Origin of the sequence: Moorena sp. SIO4G3 (assembly GCF_010692305.1) — a bacterium.
GTDB lineage: Bacteria > Cyanobacteriota > Cyanobacteriia > Cyanobacteriales > Coleofasciculaceae > Moorena > Moorena producens_A.
The window spans coordinates 20,085-40,898 of sequence record NZ_JAAHIG010000036.1 but is presented as its reverse complement, the minus strand read 5'-3'; the positions used below and the strand labels follow the sequence as shown (position 1 = coordinate 40,898).

16 protein-coding genes and 1 other RNA gene are annotated in these 20,814 nt (G+C 43.4%); 10 read left to right on the top strand and 7 right to left on the bottom strand.

All coding sequences use genetic code 11. From position 1 onward, the window contains the following. Positions 1–90 precede the first annotated feature (90 nt). Entirely contained in the window at positions 91–870 is a 780-nt protein-coding gene (locus F6J99_RS09490; RefSeq protein ID WP_293112705.1) for a photosystem II S4 domain protein, read from the top strand. Between the two features lie 198 nt (positions 871–1,068). Beyond that, complete coding sequence (locus F6J99_RS09485) at positions 1,069–3,129, top strand: DICT sensory domain-containing protein (protein ID WP_293112704.1); 2,061 nt, start codon at positions 1,069–1,071, stop codon at positions 3,127–3,129. A 170-nt stretch (positions 3,130–3,299) separates the two neighbouring features. On the opposite strand, the gene pdxH is transcribed toward F6J99_RS09485, so the two are convergent. Continuing rightward, positions 3,300–3,944: a pyridoxamine 5'-phosphate oxidase gene (pdxH, locus tag F6J99_RS09480; RefSeq protein ID WP_293112703.1), complete on the bottom strand. Its 645-nt coding sequence runs from the start codon at positions 3,942–3,944 to the stop codon at positions 3,300–3,302. 324 nt (positions 3,945–4,268) lie between these two features. Between pdxH and F6J99_RS09475 the strand changes: the two genes are divergently transcribed. From F6J99_RS09475 to ssrA, 4 genes are all read left to right on the top strand, one after another. Continuing rightward, on the top strand, positions 4,269–4,628 hold the full coding sequence (locus F6J99_RS09475; RefSeq protein WP_070395568.1) for a LapA family protein: 360 nt from the start codon (positions 4,269–4,271) through the stop codon (positions 4,626–4,628). A gap of 876 nt (positions 4,629–5,504) precedes the next feature. Continuing rightward, positions 5,505–6,371: a segregation/condensation protein A gene (locus tag F6J99_RS09470; RefSeq protein WP_293112702.1), complete on the top strand. Its 867-nt coding sequence runs from the start codon at positions 5,505–5,507 to the stop codon at positions 6,369–6,371. Between the two features lie 273 nt (positions 6,372–6,644). Beyond that, positions 6,645–7,808, top strand: coding sequence for an NDP-sugar synthase (locus F6J99_RS09465; RefSeq protein WP_070395566.1), 1,164 nt, complete (start codon positions 6,645–6,647; stop codon positions 7,806–7,808). A 160-nt stretch (positions 7,809–7,968) separates the two neighbouring features. After that, positions 7,969–8,360, top strand: a transfer-messenger RNA (tmRNA) gene (gene ssrA, locus F6J99_RS09460). 444 nt (positions 8,361–8,804) lie between these two features. Here ssrA and F6J99_RS09455 read toward each other — a convergent pair. Together F6J99_RS09455 and F6J99_RS09450 are read right to left on the bottom strand one after the other, a co-directional pair. After that, entirely contained in the window at positions 8,805–9,440 is a 636-nt protein-coding gene (locus F6J99_RS09455) for a sugar transferase (RefSeq protein WP_293061858.1), read from the bottom strand. Between the two features lie 1,089 nt (positions 9,441–10,529). Beyond that, the gene (locus tag F6J99_RS09450; protein WP_293112701.1) at positions 10,530–11,834 is read right to left on the bottom strand and encodes a hypothetical protein; all 1,305 of its coding nucleotides are present in this window, start codon (positions 11,832–11,834) and stop codon (positions 10,530–10,532) included. A gap of 350 nt (positions 11,835–12,184) precedes the next feature. Here F6J99_RS09450 and F6J99_RS09445 point away from each other — a divergent pair, with 350 nt between their 5' ends. From F6J99_RS09445 to F6J99_RS09435, 3 genes are all read left to right on the top strand, one after another. Continuing rightward, complete coding sequence (locus F6J99_RS09445; RefSeq protein ID WP_070395564.1) at positions 12,185–12,892, top strand: Crp/Fnr family transcriptional regulator; 708 nt, start codon at positions 12,185–12,187, stop codon at positions 12,890–12,892. Between the two features lie 122 nt (positions 12,893–13,014). Then, a complete protein-coding gene (locus tag F6J99_RS09440; protein WP_293112700.1) occupies positions 13,015–13,869 on the top strand; it encodes a DUF2232 domain-containing protein in 855 nt (284 codons plus the stop codon). Positions 13,870–14,316: 447 nt separating this feature from the next. Continuing rightward, entirely contained in the window at positions 14,317–15,567 is a 1,251-nt protein-coding gene (locus F6J99_RS09435) for a nicotinate-nucleotide--dimethylbenzimidazole phosphoribosyltransferase (protein ID WP_293112699.1), read from the top strand. Between the two features lie 125 nt (positions 15,568–15,692). Here the strand turns inward: F6J99_RS09435 and F6J99_RS09430 are convergent, their stop codons facing one another. Beyond that, positions 15,693–16,073 carry a hypothetical protein gene (locus F6J99_RS09430; RefSeq protein WP_293112698.1) on the bottom strand — a complete coding sequence of 127 codons (381 nt, stop codon included), beginning with the start codon at positions 16,071–16,073 and terminating at the stop codon, positions 15,693–15,695. Positions 16,074–16,900: 827 nt separating this feature from the next. Here F6J99_RS09430 and F6J99_RS09425 point away from each other — a divergent pair. Continuing rightward, complete coding sequence (locus tag F6J99_RS09425; RefSeq protein WP_293112697.1) at positions 16,901–18,091, top strand: extracellular solute-binding protein; 1,191 nt, start codon at positions 16,901–16,903, stop codon at positions 18,089–18,091. 12 nt (positions 18,092–18,103) lie between these two features. Here F6J99_RS09425 and F6J99_RS09420 read toward each other — a convergent pair whose 3' ends face one another. From F6J99_RS09420 to F6J99_RS09410, 3 genes are all read right to left on the bottom strand, one after another. Next, complete coding sequence (locus tag F6J99_RS09420) at positions 18,104–18,619, bottom strand: hypothetical protein (protein WP_293112696.1); 516 nt, start codon at positions 18,617–18,619, stop codon at positions 18,104–18,106. Positions 18,620–18,810: 191 nt separating this feature from the next. Then, positions 18,811–19,941 (bottom strand): aldo/keto reductase, encoded by a 1,131-nt coding sequence (locus tag F6J99_RS09415; RefSeq protein ID WP_293112695.1) that lies wholly within the window; start codon positions 19,939–19,941, stop codon positions 18,811–18,813. Between the two features lie 322 nt (positions 19,942–20,263). Further along, complete coding sequence (locus F6J99_RS09410) at positions 20,264–20,764, bottom strand: bifunctional nuclease family protein (protein WP_293070434.1); 501 nt, start codon at positions 20,762–20,764, stop codon at positions 20,264–20,266. Positions 20,765–20,814: the final 50 nt, after the last annotated feature.

The window sequence follows — 20,814 nt, the reverse complement described above, 5'->3', positions numbered from 1 at the left end:
AAACTGATTACCTATTGCTAAATCCTGATTAGAATTTGAGGAAATAATTATTTAGACCATTAATCAAACGTCTTTAAAAATTTGTTAGTAATGCTACCTAGAGAAGAACTTTTAAAAAGTGTAGAGAATCGAGAAGATGTGGCTCGTGTGATTGACCAAGCTGATCAAGCAATTAAGACTTGGGAGGTGGTATTGACTGATTTTCTATCACCGCCAGTTTTGGTAGAGGTTGCTCAGCAGTTTGAACGGTTGACAGAAGTGCAATTGCTGGCTTGGGGCGGATATCCTCAGGCAGAACGACAACGGTTAGGGATCGCCCGTGAGGAATTGCCTCTGGATAAATCTCAGGTAGAAGTGGTGGGTTTGGATATTGCTGGGAATTTTTTGTTTGATACGGCAACTCATCGGGATTTCTTGGGGGCAATTCTGGGCACTGGATTGGTGCGAGAGAAGATTGGGGACATTATTGTCTTGGGAGAGCGAGGTGCTCAGGTGATTGTTGTACCAGAGTTGGTAGAGTTTCTGGAGCTGAATTTAAATCAGGTGCGTTCGGTACCTGTCAAAACTCAACGGATTGATTTGAGTGAACTCAAGATTAGGGAACCGAAAAAGAAACTCAGAACAACAACAGAAGCTTCCATGCGTTTAGATGCGATCGCATCGGCTGGGTTTGGTATGTCCCGCAGCAAGATGGTTGATTTCATTACTACTGGGGATGTGCGGGTTAACTGGAAAGAGGTCAAGCAATCTAGCTATACAGTCAAATCTGGAGATTTGATTGCCATTCGTGGTAAAGGACGCTTGGAGGTTGGGGATGTCTCTATTACTAAAAAACAACGATATCGGGTTGACTTAACGCGATACATCTGAAACAAGGTGGGGCTTCAAAATTCGCTGTGTTCAATCTCCTGTGTATAAGATAAATTGAGAAAGGTACACATAAAAAGTCTATAGGTTGTCAGCACCCCATACCCTGACTGGGACTAAAGACCCCGACTGGTTTTTCGTTCCCCGTTGCCCATAGCTGGGGTTTCTAAAATACCTAGCATTTGTGATGAAAATTTATTAATGATTATTACGACTTCCGTGCTGCAAAGCTTACTGCAAGCTATACCTATACTGCGGTCACAGGTGTACTTCAAGTCTTCTTTGACCGCACTTTCCCATGCCATGGAAGATCAGGTATTAGCTGGCTCAGAGCAGCCGTTGGTCATTGCTAGCTTCCAGCGAGAGCGTTTCTACCGTCAGGAAGCTCATCGATATCGACGCATTGCTCAACAGACCCCCCAAGTCTATGTACTAGCAGCACCGGAAACAGAATTTAAGAGTAGTTCAGAGTATCACGAAACCGTGGCATTTGAACCCAACGATACCCTCTCTCAAGAATGGCATTTGGTAGTTATTGGGCGAAGTTACACAAACTGTTTGATTTGTCAAGAACGACCCTCACCAATACTAGAGGTGACCAATGGGGAAATGGACTCATCCCGACGTTTTGAAGGAATCTGGACATTTGACCGGAAGGTGAGTCAAAAAGCAGCGGAGATATTACTCAATCGCATTCAAATTTACCGACCTGAACTGGCAGCTAAGATTGAACAGGCAAAATCTCAGTATTTAGACGATTCATCAGTAGTTAGTGCTCGATTAACCCAAAACTCCACCAGTAATCTATCCCTTCTCGACCAAGCTCAAAGTTCCGCCAATTCTGATCCTTTTGTCCAGCGTTTGGTGACTTATCTACAAGCAGGTCAGTATAAATTGCTCAAAGCCTATCGCTCCATTGCTGCTCAGGGCAAGAAAGAATCTCTGATCAACTCTATTTCCAACGCCATTAGGCGATCCCTTGACCCCAATGCCATTCTTGAAGTGGCTGTGCAAGAGTTGGGTAAAGCCCTTGAAGCATCACGGTGTCTAATTTATCGCTGTAAAGCAACAGATACCACTACTATCATCAATCATGAGTTCTTAAAGCCCTCTAGTCAGGGGGATGACCCTTTAGTTGCCACACTAGGAAAAATATGGCCATTGCAAGACAATTGCCTATTCCAAGAGGTTGTCCAGAGTGGAGAACGGATTTATGTAGAAGACACCCAGACAGATCCTCGGATTAACGGTACTAATTCCACAAAGAAAACTGGTAATCGACGATCAAAAACCTTGCACAATCTAGTCCAAGAGCTTGCCATTCGCTCTTGGCTGAAGGTACCAGTGCTGTATCAGGGTCAGTTATTGGGCATGTTAGATATACATCATTGTGGGTCCCAACCTTATCAATGGGAAAAAGATGAGTTAGCCTTAGTGGATGCGATCGCAACTCAAGTCGGTGTAGCTCTAATTCAAGCCGAAGCCTACGCCAACCTAGAAGATTTGAATCAGCAGCTAGAAGCTCTTGACCGCACCCGTAGCAATTTAGTAGCGATTACAGGTCATGAACTGCGCACTCCCCTCTCCACAATTCAAGTATGTCTTGAGAGTCTAGCTAGTGAGCCAGATATGTCCCTAGAATTGCGTCAGGTCATGCTCAATACTGCCCTCGCTGACGCTGAACGAATGCGGAAACTGATTCAGGACTTCCTGACTCTTTCCCGCTTAGAAAGTGGTCGTGTGGAATGGCACCCAGAATCCCTCTCCCTAAGAGAGTGCATTGACCTTTCCCTGAGTAATGTTTGCGCTCGCCGTTCTGAAGATGAACGACCTAGTTTATCGGTTCAAGTTCCAGAGAACCTTCCATTAGTCAAAGCCGACGGGGAGTGGCTAGTTGAAACTCTAGCTAGACTTCTCGATAATGCCTGCAAATTTACCAGCCCACAAGGAGAAGTAAAAATAAGTATCCAAACACTCGATGATTCGATGATAGTAGTTATTATCGAAGATTCTGGACGTGGTATTGAACCCAATCGGCTGGAAGCTGTTTTTGACCGCTTCTATCAAGAAGAAGGTGCTCTGCGGCGAACTACTGGGGGAACAGGGCTAGGTTTAGCAATTTGTCGCCAAATTGTCAAAGGCTGGGGCGGTAAAATTTGGGCAAATTCAGCTGGCAAAGACCAAGGTTCTCAGTTTTACTTTACTGTTCCCATTATCCAAACTCCAAAATCAAAGCACTCAAAAGCTCGGCGTAAACGTTAGGGATTCGAGATATCCAAAGTTTGGGAGTGCTACAAAAGTAGTGATTTTAGCTCCTGTTACCTTGACCAGACCCTAGCCGAATCACTAGATCTTTGCCACTACCAACGCAGGTTCCGTACACAGAACCCAAACCACTCGCGTTTTGGATCAAGACAATGAAGACCAGCTCACTAAGGGGACAATCGTTTAATCACCCAATCCCCATCCTCACCACGATTGTACAGCAACCGATCGTGGAGCCGACTGGGACGTCCCTGCCAAAACTCAATTTCTGATGGAATTACCCGGAACCCTCCCCAGTGGGGTGGACGAGATACCTCTTTATTTTCATAGTCTTGCTTCAGTTGCTGTAGCCGTTGCTCCAACACCTCACGACTAGGAATAACTTGACTTTGATCTGACACCCAAGCCCCCAGCTGAGAACCCTTGGGACGACTGTTAAAATAATCATCAGACTCAGCGGCTGTTAGCTTCTCCACTCGCCCCTCAATCCGTACCTGTCGTTCTAACTCAGCCCACCAAAAGGTGATGGCAGCCCAAGGATTCTCGATTAACTGCTGCCCTTTGTTACTTTCATAATTAGTGTAAAAGACAAACCCCCGCTGATCGTAGCCTTTCAGAAGTACCATCCGGGCGGAAGGTTTGCCATCGGGTGTTGCTGTAGCTATAGTCATGGCATTCGGTTCTGGCAACTCGGCAGCCACTGCCTGGTCAAACCAAATTTTGAATTGCTCGAAAGGATTTGGGTGGACATCGGTTTCACTCAAACCCTTCAATGTGTAATCCTTACGTAAATCAGCTACTCTAGTATTCATGTTTCTTGCCTTACAATTGACCAGTTTTGGTGGCATATTTTAGATCTCCCTAGCAAGCAGGTGTAGGCTTGAAGCGAACTCCAACTGCTGCTATACTGCACAAAGTCATAACCTGAGCTAATCCAAGCTCTCCCCAGCTCCCCAAAACAGCGGGGGTAAAAGAGGTAAAAAGTTCAGTTGATGACCGTGCCAAGTAGATGTCCTTGACCTGTGCGCGTTGGGACACCTGTGCACTTTACAGTAATCGGCAAGTTAAAAAAGCCGAATTTTCGTGTTATCTGTTGTAGAAGTAGGAAGCAACTGCAACGGTTTTGGATTAAGCTGATGCGACAGATTAATTTTTTGCTGATTTTCGCTCTATGTCTGGCACTAGTCTTATTTGGCTTGGAAAATACCCAATCTGTTTCCATTAGGATTATTGATGGTATCCAGGTTAAGGCTCCCTTGGCGATTGCACTGATTCTATCCATGTGGCTTGGAGCAGTAATAGCCTGGTTATTCAGCTTGTGGACGCGATTTCTCAATTTTCTAGGAACTCGTAAGATGGTTGGGCAGATACACTCAAAGGATGAACAGATTAGACAATTAGAAGACGACATTCAACAATACAAAATTGAGATTGAACAGAAACAGTTGCTTTTATCGGCATCTGACCCATTGTCAGATAATCCACTATTAGACTAATTTTGGTATCGCTATTGGGGATTGGTAAAATCTCAAGGAGCTGAATCTCCCCTATAAGCTATATAATTCAATGCCTAAGCAATATAAGTCTAACAAAAATGTTGTTTACTATTGTAAGTAACCTGTTATAGTTTGCCCTAAGTACGCACAAAAAGTTCTTACAGGCAACCTTGAGAGCAGGATCGAAGAGTTAACTATAGAAGCTTGCCCGAACATGGACTAATAAATTCTAGAGATGGAAGTAATGCAAGTCCATGTACGTCTTTCTATCGAAGTTAACCCTAAGTTTGGAGTTTATAAAGCAGTCAAACATTAAAGGTATGTCTTATATATCTCATAAAATAATTCCCGCAACTTCGCTCTAGACTGCCTAGGCTTGGGACTAAAAGCTATGGGCGTTTGTACCGTTTCGCTGGGTCTATCGAAGTTATTAAGAAGTACATCGAAGACCAAAAGCGCCAGTAAGTTGTTCTATTTGAGCAGTTAACTTTACTCCCCATAGACCAATATAAGGGCTACCAATTCACCCCTAAAACTCGCAAATTTATGGTGTCTATTCAGATAAATCCTGTTTGCTTCAGAGGTTGTATTCAAGGTCTCTACAAGAGTGAAAATTTAAGATGTAAAATTTACGCTTCCTTATTTTCGTTCTCCTATTTGTCCTCCCTCCAAATCATACAATACCGATGCTACCGGAGTTGATATCACACCTTACAGGACTTCCGCAGTAACTCTACCAGTAGGGTCAGTAAGCGTACTTATAGGTTATAGGGTTTGGTGCCCAGTTTTGTGTAAGTCCTGCCGTCAGTTAATTGACCAACAGTATCGAACAAGACATGGCTATATATCGTTAGTCAATAGACACGGGTCCTATAGATGACAACAACACCTGCTACCGAAGCGATCGCTATTCTCATTGATGTGGCACAGCGGGGAGAAATTGACCCATGGGATGTTCAGGTAATTGATGTCATTGACCGCTATCTAAGTACACTGGCATTAGACAGTGATCCAGAACTCGGATACCGTGACACGGACTTGTCTCAGTCTGGGCAAGCGTTTCTATGGGCATCCATGCTAGTTCTACTGAAAGCCGATACCTTGGAACGTTTAGAAGAACCCGAGGAGTTGGAGGAATCCGAAGAACTGGATGGGTCCGAGGAAATTGATGGCAGGGGAGATAGAGGTTTGCCTCGCAATCTAGAACGTCATCTACGCCGTCGCTCTGCTGCCCGACCCCCTAAAAGACGCCCAGTAACCCTGCCAGAGCTCATTAAACAGTTGCAGGAGATGGCAGTCCAACTGGGTGAAAACCCCTTACCTTCCCCTAAAAAAGGGACTCGCTCTAGTGTCCGTAGTCAGGCAGCTCGTATTGCCCATCTAGCTCATGATGAAAACTTGACCGAGATTGCCACACGGCTGGAGGAATTTCTATCCCGCTACTGGTATGAGCTAGCGGCAGACAACGATTGGCTGAATTTAAATCAGTTGTTAGAGTGGTGGACGTTATCCCCATCATCAGTTGCATCAACTTCCCTTGGTTCTTCTTACCAGGAGGACAAACTCAGAACAGCCAAGATGTCGGGAAAAGCTGACACAGAAACAGCGATCGCTCCTATTGAATCACGAATAGGGGACAGAGTTAGTGTTTTCTGGGGACTGCTATTGTTATCTGCTCAGTCTAAGGTTGAGTTATGCCAAGAAGAATTCTACCAAGATATAAAAATCCGTAAATTGGAGTAATGAACCCCACGCTTAAAAGCGGGTCATTATAACATCAACTAGCCTTGTCAGGAAACCAGTAATTCTCAACTGGGGTCACTCAAAGCATCACTCAAAGCACAGGTTACAGAAAATTCCAGCTTGTTTGCCACTGTGTAATAGCGGTGGCTATGAAAAAGAGTTAGGGACTAAAGTCCCTCGTGCTAATCGTGGGTGAGAGTTCAAGGACTAGTTAGAATCGTACTCAATTGCCCACATCAACCTCTATGGATTTAGTTTAAGGAGAAAAGATACATGAAAGCCATGATTCTGGCAGCTGGCAAGGGAACTCGCGTTCGCCCTATCACTTACACTATTCCCAAGCCATTGATTCCCATCCTGCAAAAACCAGTAATGGAGTTTTTACTAGAACTATTACGACAACATGGTTTCGACCAAATTGTGGTCAACGTCTCTCACTTGGCTAACGAAATTGAAAGCTATTTTCGAGATGGGCAACGCTTTGGCGTTGAAATTGCTTATTCTTTTGAAGGTCGCATTGTTGATGGTCAACTGGTTGGGGAAGCCCTCGGCTCAGCTGGTGGCATGCGTAAGATCCAGGACTTTTATCCCTTCTTTGATGATACATTTGTGGTGCTCTGTGGTGATGCCCTGATTGACCTGGACTTGACAGCAGCACTTAAATTCCATAAAGAAAAGGGAGCAATTGCTACCCTAGTGGCAAAACCTGTACCACGAGAACAGGTGTCTAGCTACGGTGTCGTAGTTACAGATGAAACTGGTCGCATCAAAGCTTTCCAAGAAAAGCCCTCAGTGGAGGAAGCCCTCAGTACCAATATCAACACAGGAATTTACATTTTTGAGCCAGAAATCTTTAACTATATCCCCTCTGGTCAGGAATATGACATTGGCGGCGAACTATTTCCCAAACTTGTGGAAACGGGGGCTCCTTTCTATGCGGTACCAATGGATTTCCAGTGGGTTGATATTGGTAAAGTCCCAGATTACTGGCGAGCTGTTCGAGGTGTGCTGCTTGGAGAAATCAAGAATGTACCGATTCCTGGCAAAGAAGTCGCTCCCGGAATCTATACTGGCTTAAATGTGGCGGTGAATTGGGACAAAGTAGATATCAAAGGTCCGGTTTACATTGGTGCTATGACCCACATCGAAGATGGGGCAAAGATTATCGGACCAACTATGATTGGTCCCAATTGCTGGATCTGTAGCGGAGCAACGGTTGAGAATAGCGTCATTTTTGAATACTCTCGCCTTGGAGCCGGAGTACGTCTAGTGGATAAGCTAGTGTTTGGACGCTATTGTGTTGACAAGACTGGTGCGGCTATTGATGTTCAGGCGGCAGCCCTAGATTGGCTGATTACTGATACCCGCCAGAGTTTGCCTGTCACTGAACCAGCAGAACGACAAGCGATTGAGGAAATCCTCAGCAGCAAGATTTAACAGGTTCACGTAAGTCCTCGTCCTTATAGAAGGCGGGGATTTACCCAGCTAAATAGCTTTAAAGAAATTTTCCAATTCAGGATCACACCAGAGGATAACGCGTATTTGGTAGTTGCTACTTTGAAATCTTGACTATAATAGAGAAAGGAAATAACTCCAAGGGGCCTTAATGGTTTCGACGTGTTGGTGAAAGCTGACCCGTGATTCAGGTCGAGAGTGAGTCTTCTCTCGCAAATACCGGACTCAAAAAAATTGTAACTGCGAACAACATCGTTCCTTTTGCTCGTAAGGCTGCACCTGCTGTTGCCTAAACACCTATAAACAGGTTCGAGCGTCTGTAGTTTGACTCCGTTAAGGACTACGGACTTAACCCCAACGGATGCTCTAGTAAGCTGTCTTTGGTCGGTTTGCTAGCTAAGACTTCACCAAAGCATCCTGTCATCCGGGATAATGGATGATCCCCGCTCCGAGGGTTAAAGGGGCTATGCCTGTGAATGAGCGATAAGTAAATAACCAGGGCGGACACGGGTTCAATTCCCGTAGGCTCCATTAAAAAATAAATATGACTATAAATATCACCTATTAAGATTTATTTCCCTGGATCAATTCAGGAAATCATCGTTAATTTTTTCAGTGTTGATTTTTATTGTCTTAGGAACCATTAAAGAGGTTATTCCTCAACTTGATATGAGTAAACTCTAATCTCCAGTCAATACTTCCAGTTCTGTATTGATTGGTCTGTTGATAGCAGTTCTCAAAAAGGGTCGGTAAGTCTTGGAAAAATAGGATTAACTTTACTGATAAAAATAAGATAAAAATAACAGGAGTGATTATCCTGTCACTAATTAATCAATCTGTTATCGATGCCTGTTTATTTGCTTAAGCTAACCCCACCTCAATCAAACATTCTCAATAAAACATTGTAGATAGGGTTAGCTTTAGCATTCTGTTCAACCTGGATTTAGTACTATCGGGTTAACAACTTATAACGTGATATTAATAAGCACCATGCCTATTAAAGATTACCATGATAGTTTTCACAATCAGCTTCAGGTCGTAGCCAATAGACCACTTATGTTGGTAATCCAAGTCCATAAGAACGATATCTTCAAAGTCAGTCACCTTTGAACGACCATTGGCTTGCCATTCACCAGTGATTCCAGGTTTAACTCTTAAACGCTTGTAGTGATGGCGGTTGTAGCTCATGACTTCATCAAAGGTAGGAGGACGAGTTCCAACTAGGCTCATCTCTCCGATCAAGACGTTCCAGAATTGGGGAAATTCATCAAGACTGGTGCGGCGTAGAAAGCCTCCGATCCGACTGATACGGGGATCATTTTCATTTTTGAATATATGACCTTTAGCTTGGTTTTCTACTAAGTGCTTGAGTTTGTCTGCACCCACGATCATTGAACGGAATTTCCAGATTCGGAAGGGTTTCCCATTCAGACCACAACGGATCTGACTATAAAATAATGGACCGGGATCGACTATCGACATAGCGATCGCAATCGGAATTGCGATGCTCACGGTAATTAATAATCCAACCAAAGCTCCAATAATATCAATTAATCGCTTGATAGTATTGTTGGCAGACTGATGAACCTCTTGCTGAAATAAACAACTTGGTATTCTGTTATCCCAAATTGGTGAATCAATCGAGGTATAAGCAGAAGACTTGGAGATAATCACGGCTTTTTATTAGTTATCTAAAGTTGATTAAACGACGGAATAATTGCTTTAAATCCCCAGGCTGATAGAACAGTTAAGCTCAATAGAGCCAACTTGCTTAGGTAGTTTTTGGCAAAACTTTATGGAAGAGTCTCCTGCCATTTTCCAAAAGATTTGGTAGGCACCCACTAACCCTAAAGTCTTTGTTGTTCACTAAATAGTCTATTAACCAGACCGCTGAAAACTTTAAAAGTTCCCACTAAAGTTAATTTTTTTTATAAAAGTAACTTATATATAGGTAGATGACCTAGTCATTTTTATTGACCGCCTTATTAAGAATTTTTAATCGAAGCCTCTGCTCATAGTATTTTGATTTTTCAAAAAAAGAGTAGTATATTTTGTATCATTTCATTGAACTTTCACATTGTATCGACGAATTCGTGAAGGGATTGTGAATTGGGGTTGAATTAATTGACTTCTAGTCTGAATTTTGGTATGAATAGTTGACTATTATTAATCAACAAATGACTGGAAATGATTAGAGGTAAAAATAATGCAATTGATGTTAAGTTGCTAGGTAGACATCCCTAAAGACTACCTCTGATACTAAATCCAAGTTAAAAACCTCCTTTATAGTCAAGTCATGAGGGGAAGCCTTAGGTCAAAGGCAGGCAAACGCAAGCTTATGTAGCCGCAACTTCCCTCTCGACTGGGCTAAAAGGGGGCTAGAAAAGCCGATTTAAGATCACAGATCAGTAAACACTGCTATAGCTTAGCCATGTTGCCAGCTTGGCAGGAATTTTCAAGAATTTACCGAAAACAGAACGGACGCGCTTCATCCGAGTTTCTTAAGAGCGTCCCAGGGCTTGCGAAGAGCTAAGGCCCTGCTGCGCGAACAGATCTGTTCTGTAATGAAAGAAACTTGCATCGTCACAAGCCACTATTTTCTTTGCTCAAATCGCTCTTTAATCTTCCAAACCACCCCACGTCCCCGCCACACGCCATATCCCACAAACCCCACAGGGTCTCAAACCCTCAAGCACCTAGTTGTCACCCCTTGAGGTAATTCACACCCATTTGTTCACACAAATCTGTCAAGGCATTAATAGTAGCAATGACTTCTGAATGCTCAAGGGAGTCATTGCTCACAGATGTCTTCTCGGACTCTGGCGTAGGATCGCTTAAGTGCGATTGGCCGTAGGCCACGCTACGCGATGCTCGGTACGAGCCGCTACGCGAACGCAATGGTGTATTTTCTTCAGACAATCCTATCCCCCAGGATTGAGGCAATTCTCCTGTTGACCAATCCATTGGTGGTTCCTGCTTCAAATCTGATTGGCCAAAGGCCACGCTTCGCGAACGCTCAGACACCGCCTCAGTCATAGTCACAGAGTTTTTGGGCAATAAGGTTTCCGGATGTAATTTAAAGCTATCCTTATCTTCAACTTGAACCTGTACATCCGCTGGTTGTTGTGAAGAAGGCCATAGGCTTGAAGCTTCTCGTCCTAACTGCTGAGCTAGACGATTCACAAAAGCAGCAAACAACATTTCTCCCTGCATGCCTAAGCTGTGCATTTTTTCAAGTTCCTGAGATAAAGACTGCTGGTAACCTTGAAGATCTCTTTGTAGGGTCTCAAAAGTCAACCGTTGGTTAAGATCTATATTCTGTATGAGTTGATCAGATTGTTTTTGAAGCTGCTGTAGTTGCTCAATAACCTTTTGTCTTTCGACTACAGCAACAATCTCGTCCTGATTTGAAGGCAATCGGTTGATTGAGTCGTCACTAGTGGGATTCTTTTTTAAGTGAGCTTCCCAATTCGCTAAAATTTGAGATAGCTTTTGCGTCAAGCTTTCGACAAGGCGGTTGATTAGCCCTTGTGAGAAGTCTGAAGCAAACTGCACATTTGTAGTTTGTTGTTTGGTATGGTAATCCAGCTGTTGCTTGGTACTCTCCAAATGCTGAATTTCTCGTACCAGAGACTCCCGCTGTTGCTGTAGAGCCTCTAACTCTAGCTGCAATGGTTTCGTCAAATCGGTACGTAGAAGGTTCATTTCTTGATTAACCGCTCGCAGGATTTGCTGCACTCCTTCCTGAACAGATGTGGTTACTCCCGTCTGAGATGGGGTGACTGTAGTACTTATCTTGTCCGATTCTACCCCTAGCTTCTGCTGTTGGGAAACTAGGTAGCTACGAACTTTCCGCAAAACCTGGTGTGCAGCCGCTAAGTCACCAGACTTTAACCATGGTAAAGGAAAGTCAGGCTTATGGAGAATGTGGTCAATATCAGCAATCAGAGATTGAATGTCGGTTTGAGCAGTCACTTTGAAACCCTTGACGAGAACAAATTGATTCATACAGGAGTCAGAGTCAGCCCCCTGTGTCTAATGTTAAATTGCCACAGTCACCAAACTATTACAAATTGTTCATCATGGAGCATAATAACTGTACTTAGCCGATGTGATTATTGCCAACCCCTCTACCAGAATTAGCCTACCTCAGCTCACTGCAAGTAGTTTAAGAATCTTGGTTTGTCAAGGCAATTTCACTCGCATCAGTCATGGTCGTTGGTCTACCAAAGGTGGTGAGGTTAAGCAGATCTGTTTCATTGGCTTCTTTTAGTTGACACAGGCAAACTCCCTGACTCACTTGATTTGACAGCGGATCATCTATCTATTCAAGGTGTTTACGAAGCGCTCATGATCCCATGGAAGACCGATACAATTCATCTGAAGTTAATTCTAATGTTCATGATTCGATGGCTAGCACTCCTTTTTTTGCTGGCTTACCAGATTCTAGTGTCAAAAAAGCCATTATTAATATGGTTACCCGTAGCCATCCTGCAAATCGAGTGATTTTACTGGAGAATGACTGGGGCGGGTCTGTCTATTTCATCTTAGATGGTTGGGCAAAGATTCGCACCTATAACCTGGATGGGAAGGAGGTGACCCTGAATATTCTTGGGAAAGGAGAAATCTTTGGTGAAATGGCAGCGTTAGAGGAAGTACCTCGTTCAACAGATGTGATTACCTTGACCCCTACAACCATTGGTAGTATACCTGCTCAGGATTTTACTGAGTTAATTCATACGGAACCTTTGGCTGGTGTCCACTTAGCTCAGTTGATGGCAAAGCGTCTGCGTCAGGTTAACCGACGCCTACGCTTGCGGGAGTCAGATAGTACCTCACGAGTGGCAGACACATTGTTGTTTCTCGCTGAAGGACAAGGCAAATTGAAACAAAGAGGAACTGAGATTCCTAACTTACCTCATCGAGAGATAAGTAGCCTGAGTGGATTGGCGCGGGAGACGGTCACACGAGTCCTGACAAAGCTGGAGAAGAAAGGCTTGATCATGCGGGATCAGGATATCCTTTTTATCTGTGATCTGCCTGCTCTGGAAAAGATGATTATCTAGTCTTGAGATATAAGGTATCTCCAAATGAGGAGAAATTTCAGATGGGCTAAGATGCAAGGGTACTTTAACAGTATCTCTTCTGTTATCATCTGTCCCTTTCCTCAAGAGGTTACTAAATTTGCATGAGTGATTCTTTTGATGATGGTCAAGCGGCTTCACAAGATCTCTTTGCCCAATCTAAAAACAAACCCACAAAATCAACAACGGAATTCCCTAAGAGCAATGCTGATGTAACTGAGATGGGGGATCAATTAACTGGGCAGCCAAATCACCCACTAGAAAAGAGGGAACCTAGGGCAGTCTACAAACAATCCACTTCTGCTAACACACAGCGCCTGGGTAATGGTCTAAACCCTAGAGCTAAGACACCTATAACCATGGTAGAAACAGCGTTTCTGGCCAGTACCGCTAGCTTGATTTGGCTGATTAATTATTATTTTCCTCTAGGACCAATACTCAAAATGTTTTTCCCAGTGCCGATTGCTTTAGTTTACCTAAGGAGGGGCAGTAGGGCATCCTGGATGGCAGCACTGGTTTCGGGGTTGTTACTATCAGTGCTTATGGGAGTAACTCGCAGTATTATCTTTTTGGTCCCTTATGGTCTGATGGGGGTGCAACTGGGAGCTTTTTGGAAACGTCGAGCTAACTGGCTGCTTTCTATTAGTATGGGTACGCTAATTGGTACAATAGGCTTCTTTTTTCGGTTTTGGTTGTTCTCAATTCTACTGGGGGAAGACCTCTGGGTTTACGTGATGACCCAGGTGACAGGATTATTGGATTGGTGGTTTGTCAAGCTGGGCTTGCTATTTCAGCCCAGTCTATTTCTAGTTCAAACCCTGGCTATAGTAATGATTATAATCAATAATGCCATTTATTTATTCGTGGTGCATATTGTAGCCTTACTAATGCTAGACCGATTAGGAAACCCGATTCCTAGACCACCACACTGGGTAAAAGTTTTGCTGGATTACGATTGAGCTATTAGCCATTGGTCACTTGTAATTGATAAGAGGTTGTTTGTTATACTTTGAACGGTGAGCTTACGAACTACTTGACGGCTACGCTTTACGCAAATAGTTATCAGCTCTGAGCCCTTTGAGCTTAGAGCTTAAGCTTAACCGATTACCTTTAGCTCAGTTTATGCCCATGTAAAGTATAGCAATCGTTCTTTTATTTTATTGAAATTTATGGAATTATATCCCTAAATAATGTGTGTGAAAATGTGTGTGAAAATGTGTGTAAAAAAATAGTCCTATTAACAAGTAAAGTATTTACTTCTTTAATTTGCTACTTTTAAAAAACGATTCTGTCACCTTATCCAAAGTTTACTGTCACCTTTCACCACAATTCATCTTTAGTGTAGCATTTGTTTCTATTTATTTTTATATTTCAGATAAGAACTAAGGACTAAGAATTAAGGAATAATGATCCGAGTGTATACCCAGCAGGTAAACGGAAAACGATGGTTACAGCAGTATCAAGGATGCTCACCGGTATTTGCTTGTATTTTAGGATTCACTGCTACTGGGCTGATTCCAGGCATTTCTGCTGCTGGTGCTACCCCAGATGATCGTCAGTATACTGCGATCGCTGATGCTGAGTTTTTGGTCAATGGAGTTACTCGCCAACCTCAATATCCCCTTCCTCCTCTAACTGTGGGAGTATCCCCTGTCTTGATTTCCCGTGCTGTAGTTGAGGCATTTAACCTACCCATCTATCTGTTCAATGCTGGTTTACCTCACCCTCCGACAGTACCAGCCATTGACTTAGGTGGTATTCCTGCTAAGTGCCTAACTTCTGGCAATGCCTTGCCCCTAGAAACAGTGAAACGGCTATTTCAGCAAGGTTTACAGTGGGGAGAAAAGCTAGCAAGTGTGGTTGGTGATAGCTATCTGATTATCAGTGAGTGTGTGGTTGGGGGAACTACCACCGCACTTAGCCTCCTCACTGCTTTGGGGATTGATGCCGCTGGTAAGGTTAACAGTAGCCATCCCCAGTGCAATCATGCTCAAAAGTGGGAGGTGGTGGAGCTGGGGTTAGAACGAGCTGGGTTAGGGGGTAGGGGAGCCGGGGAGCTTCCCGAAAGCGAACCTAGGAAGAAGCATTCACTGTCTCAGCCCCACCACCACGCACCTGTACACTCCCTCACCTCCTCATCCTCTCACGCCCTAACACCATCACCACTTGATCACTTAAAGCTAGTGGCAGCAGTGGGAGATCCCATGCAAATTGCTGCAGCAGGTATGGCAATGGCAGCTAGTCGTCACTGTGGCGTTTTACTCGCTGGTGGTACCCAAATGCTAGCGGTTTATAGCTTAGCACAGGCATTGGCAGAGTCGGGTTTAGCCTACCCCAGTATGATTGAGGGTAATTCCCTAGCATGGCAACCAGCACAAGTAGTTGTGGGAACAACTCGCTGGGTGGCAGAAGACTCGACTGGTGACACGGTTGGATTAGCAAAAGATATTGGGAGTGTACCCCTTTTGGCAACACAATTGAGTTTTAGCCAGTCTCGTTATTCTCAGTTACAGGCATATGAGCAAGGATATGTCAAAGAAGGTGTGGGTGCTGGAGGATGTGCGATCGCAGCCCACCTTTATAAGGGCTGGAACTCGGCTGAATTACTTCAAGCCATTGAAAACTTAGTGGAGCAATATCGTCTTTCTCTGAGGTGATTGTTGTTGGAGCCAGTGAAAAAACACTTTACAGTCTGACCAAGTTAGTTAGAAAATCACAGAGGTGCTGATTTGTTTTCCCTATTAACCTTCAACCCTTAGACTAATCTGGAGAAGACTGCCAATTAGGAATGAATTCGCTGTGCTAGGAGTTGTTCTTCTAAGGCAGCAATCCGATTGTAGGCTGCTGTAAGTTGGGCAGTTAAGCGTTGAACTTGAATATCAGCAGAGATATTATTATTGCTATTGCTAGAGAAACTACCTAGCCCAGAGTTACTATCAATCAGCACATCTTTATGTTGGGTCAGTAGGTTAATGGCACTTTGACTTTCGTGGGTCCGGGGTATCGGTTGGCCAGTTGGCTGAGATTCCTCAGTTTCCTGCCTTGAACTATTTTTGAGTTCAGAAAGGCCTTCTGAAAGCTTCAAACTGAGTTTTTCGATGGATTCGCACAGCGTATCTACTCTATCACTTAGAGCCATGATTTGATTTTGATATTCATCCATAGGATTTTAAACTGCCATAACTTAGTTCTTTTTTATCCTAGTCACTTAACGATCAAAATCCGATGAATTGCTGATTTATTTAACTATTGTCAAAAATCAGCTCTAAACTCCTTAGAGTCGGTTTTCCAGAGTAATTTTTTCAAAAATGCCATAGAGCCGCTGTATATCTTAATATTTACCCTGATTAATTCAGCTTTAATTAATAATTGTCTTTTATACCAAGTTCTGCACTACAATTAGCACAATCGGTTTTTTCGGAATTAATTCCTTGGTAATAGTAACTTTTAATACATAACATACGGATAATTTTCCTCATGTCATTACCTTCTCTAACTACTAGAGAGATGGTCAACTAATAGCAGTTGACAAGATAAGCAATAAGTGTATTAACCGCTTAATATAGATATGTCTATCCCCCCATCACTTTATCTTACAGATTTAGATTTCTTATAGTTAGGTCTCAAACAAGACTTTGTGTTCAGGGGGAGGACGGGGAGGAAAAGGGAGACATAGCTGGTGTTTTCGTTCTTTTGATCATGCTTACTCTTATTAAGAGTCAATTAATAAGAGTAAAACTATCATTGATGTCAAGTGATGTAAAAGTGATGTAAAAGTAGATTCAGATGCCTTAGCCCTTGACTTGGATTAGTTTTGTTAACCAGACTATGAGTAGTTGTTAATTGATTAGATTTACTAGATCTAGCAGATGGTTGTTGGCCTAACAGGTCACAAAAGTCAGTTAATTGGTAATAGCTATGGTAGTTGCTATTGAGCCAATGTAAATTAAGGTCAAATAGTTGGTAACTATAGGAAATTCAGAAATACTTATGAAGCGACGCTCCTTGATACTAGGTGCTAGTACCATAGCCCTTAGTCAGTTAGCATCTGGTTGTAATATCGGACAACAAGCCTCTTTAAAGGTAAGGCTGTTGCAAAATTCAATCCCAGTTCAGCTGTTGGGTGAATTTCGTAAGACCTTAACACTACGGGCTAAGCTAAATTTTGACCCGGAGAAACAACTATCTGCTTTATTCCAACTCCTGACAAGCTTGAAAGAGCAAGGCAAACCCAAAAATAACCAAGATTGGTTTCCCCTAGATTTGCTCCCGATTAGGTTTAGGAAACCGATAAGTACTGATTTAGTTACCTTAGGAGATTATTGGCTCAAGTCAGCCATTGAGCAGGAATTGATCCAACCTTTGAAGATAGAAACGTTGCCAGGATGGAAACAACTGCGGCCAGAGTACCAGAAACTTGTCAAACGTGACCAAACTGGTCAGCTAGACAACTCAAGAGAAATTTGGGGTGCTCCTTATCGCTGGGGTGCTACTGTCATTGCCTATCGCCGTGACAAGTTCAAAGCCTTAGGCTGGACTCCCAGTGATTGGAGTGACTTGTGGCGTGAGTCTTTACGCGATCGCATTTCTGTATTAGACCACCCCCGAGAAGTGATTGGTTTAACCTTGAAAAACCTAGGCTTATCTTATAATCAACAGGATTTAAATCAAGTCAAAGACTTGAAACCAGCACTTCGACAACTGGCTAAACAGGTTAAATTCTACAGTTCGGATCACTACCTAAAACCTCTAGTGTTGGGGGATACCTGGGTAGCAGTCGGTTGGTCTACGGATATCCTGGCACTAAGAACACGCGATCGCCAAATTGAGGCAGTGGTGCCTCAGTCAGGAACAGCTCTTTGGTCAGATTTATGGGTAAAACCGGTATCAGTTAGCTCTGCTTCTGACTCCTCAGAAAGTAACTCTGGGTCGGATTTAAGCAAAAAGTGGATTGAATTTTGCTGGGATAGCAAATCAGCCAAGCAAATTTCTCTACTGACTAATGCTGCTTCCCCGATTCTGGTTAATATGCCAAGAAATACGCTGCCACAAGATATCCAATCTAATCCTCTACTGCTGCCAGAAGCAGCAATTCTGGACAAGTGTGAATTCCTCCATCCCTTACCAGAGTCTACACAAAAGCAGTATGAATCCTTGTGGAAAGAAATGCGAAGTACCTGAAAATTGCCTGTTCTAGTTTTGTGATAACTGGCAAAAGGCCGAGACTTGGCCAGCTAAAGGTACTTGACCAGGAATACATACCTCCACCTGGCACATGGAATTACCATCACAGGTATAAGCTCCTAAAGGCTTTCCTCGCTGGTTAAATACTCTGGTATTGTAGTTATAATCCCTGGCAACGTTTCCCATTTTGTTAATAAAAGCATACCTACCCAGATAATTAAGCAGACTCCAGAGTTGACGATTCACTACCAAATCTACCCGGCCTTTACTCGGATAAGCTAACCAATTATCCAGTAGCTTACCGCCAAACTGTTCATCAGCCCACCAGAAACTTGGAGTAGTGAGCTTAGTTTGAGAGATAGTATCAGCAGTAATCACAGACCCATCAGTAGGAAGATTATCTGGCTGCAGTAAATTTAAATTCACAGCTTCTGTGTCCGGCTGCACTCCTACAGTCTTTTGAGCTAAAACTGGTTTAGGCTTCCAGCCAACCAGAAAACAACTCTCTAGAAATACAAGGCACAAGACACAAGGCACAAGGTATAAAGGATTTATTTTAGTAACGGTGTTTTTTTTATCCATCAACCAACCTTAAAGCAACCAACCTTAAAGAATTAAGAATGTAGAATTAAGAATGTAGAATTCTACATTCTGCATTCTGCATTCTGACAGACAACCTACCCTACACCGAATACGGGGCGAACAACCAACTAACCTTATCCCCACAGACGACGCCTAGGAGAACCATTAAGACGCTGGTGGGTATCAGAGAGTAAGGAAGGAATATCCAGTTGTTCGGGGCAACGGGGAAGACAGTCACCACAATTGGTACAACGGTTTCCCTTCACCCCCCTAAACCAATGACCAGCATTTTCAAACATTTGATAGCGGTATTGACCAAACTCGGTCATGTCATAAGCTAAAGCAAGATTGCGCAGCCGCAATACTTCTGGAATGTTAATGGTTTCTGGGCAAGGTAGACAAGCATAGCATTGACTACAGCGGTCAGTTCCTAGAGCATTGTTCAATTGGGTTTCCAAACGAGAGAATGCTACCACTTCCATTGGGCTCAAAGACTCGTCTCGGTTAGCCACACTTAAAGGCAGAGTCAGCTCATCTGGGTTAGCCGGTCCAATACTAAGGGTGGTAATGCGGCGATCGCTTAATAAAAACCGATAGTTCAGTTCCAGTGGCGAGAAGGGATGGCACAGTTTCTCTAACGTTGGTGGTGGGGTGTAGAGTTTGCCTCCTTTATCAGCAGGAGATATGATGAATATCCCCATATCCTTCTGATTAGCCAATTCAATCGCCGCAGCATTGCGTTGAAAGAAGTAATAGTAATGTAGGTTAATGAATTCAAAAAAATCTGTTTGAATTGCCCCTAGAATCACTTCTCTTGAACCATGGGTTGAGAAACCAACATGGTTTATACGTCCCTGGCCTACAGCTTTTTGGACAGCTGTCATACAGCCAGTGTTAGACTTTACCCAGGACAGATGCTCTTCAGTGTTAATCCCATGAATTGCTAAACAATCGACATAGTCGAGCTGTAGACGTTCTAAGGAATCATTAATCCACTGACTCATCAAATCAGCATCAGGGGTTGGTGGAATCTTGGTGGTGATATATAGCTGGTCTCGTGGTAATGACAATCCAGCTTTCAGGATGTTACCAAGGTACTCTTCACTCTTGCCGTAACCCCTGGCAGTTTCCAGGTGGTTAATTCCTTGATCCATTGCCTGTTGCACCGTCTTCTGAGCATTTGACTCAGATGCTAAGCAACGCATGGTGCCGCAAGAAAATACTGAAAGCTGGAGATTAGTTTTACCAAACCGCCGATAACGCATGTTCCCCAACTGCTGAAATAATCAAATCTTTGGTTATCAAATCTTTGGTTAAAATGTTGCCGAAAAAACAGTTGCGCAAAAAACTCAGTTGATTGCTATCGATGTGTATTCGGTTATAGTTTGGGGGATCGCTTGGGGTATCGCTTGGGATATATCCATTTTTTCCAACGCTCAATTGCGGTAGAGCATCGGGATTAGAGCCTCAGCAAAACTACCACAAACGCCGAAATGGTAAGGCTTTCAGAAACATCTCAATAATTTTTTGACAGAGCAATTAAAATATTGTTGCTGTTAAATCCCGTTTAATCCCAATCTTTTGGCTTTAGGTACCACGGCTATATCCTCCACGGTGGAGAAAATCTTCTGGGCGGATATTAGAGACAAATTCCCGAAACGCTCGACGCTCCTCTTCATCCTTATCTTGGTCTACAGGAATCGAAGCATCAGCAATAACTTCTTCCATCACCCAAATCGGACTGCCGGTACGCAGGGCGATAGATATGGCATCACTTGGTCGAGCATCAATTTCTTTCTTTGTCTCACCCTGACTAACACAGAGGCTGGCATAGAATGTGTTATCTTGGAGAGAGTGTATTATAACACGATCCAGTGTTATGCTCCACTCCTCTAGAAAATTGACCATTAGGTCATGGGTCAGGGGACGGGGTGGTGTTTGTCTTTCCAAAGCACTGATAATTGCTTTTGCTTGATCTTGCCCAATATAGATTGGCAGAGCACGCCGATCTAAGACATCTTTGAGTAACACGATGGGGCTACGTGTTACAGTATCTACTGCAATGCCAGCAACTCTCATTTCAATCATCAGCTTAGCCTCTAGAATACGGTCAGCATCAGGGGCATCAAAGCGAAGCG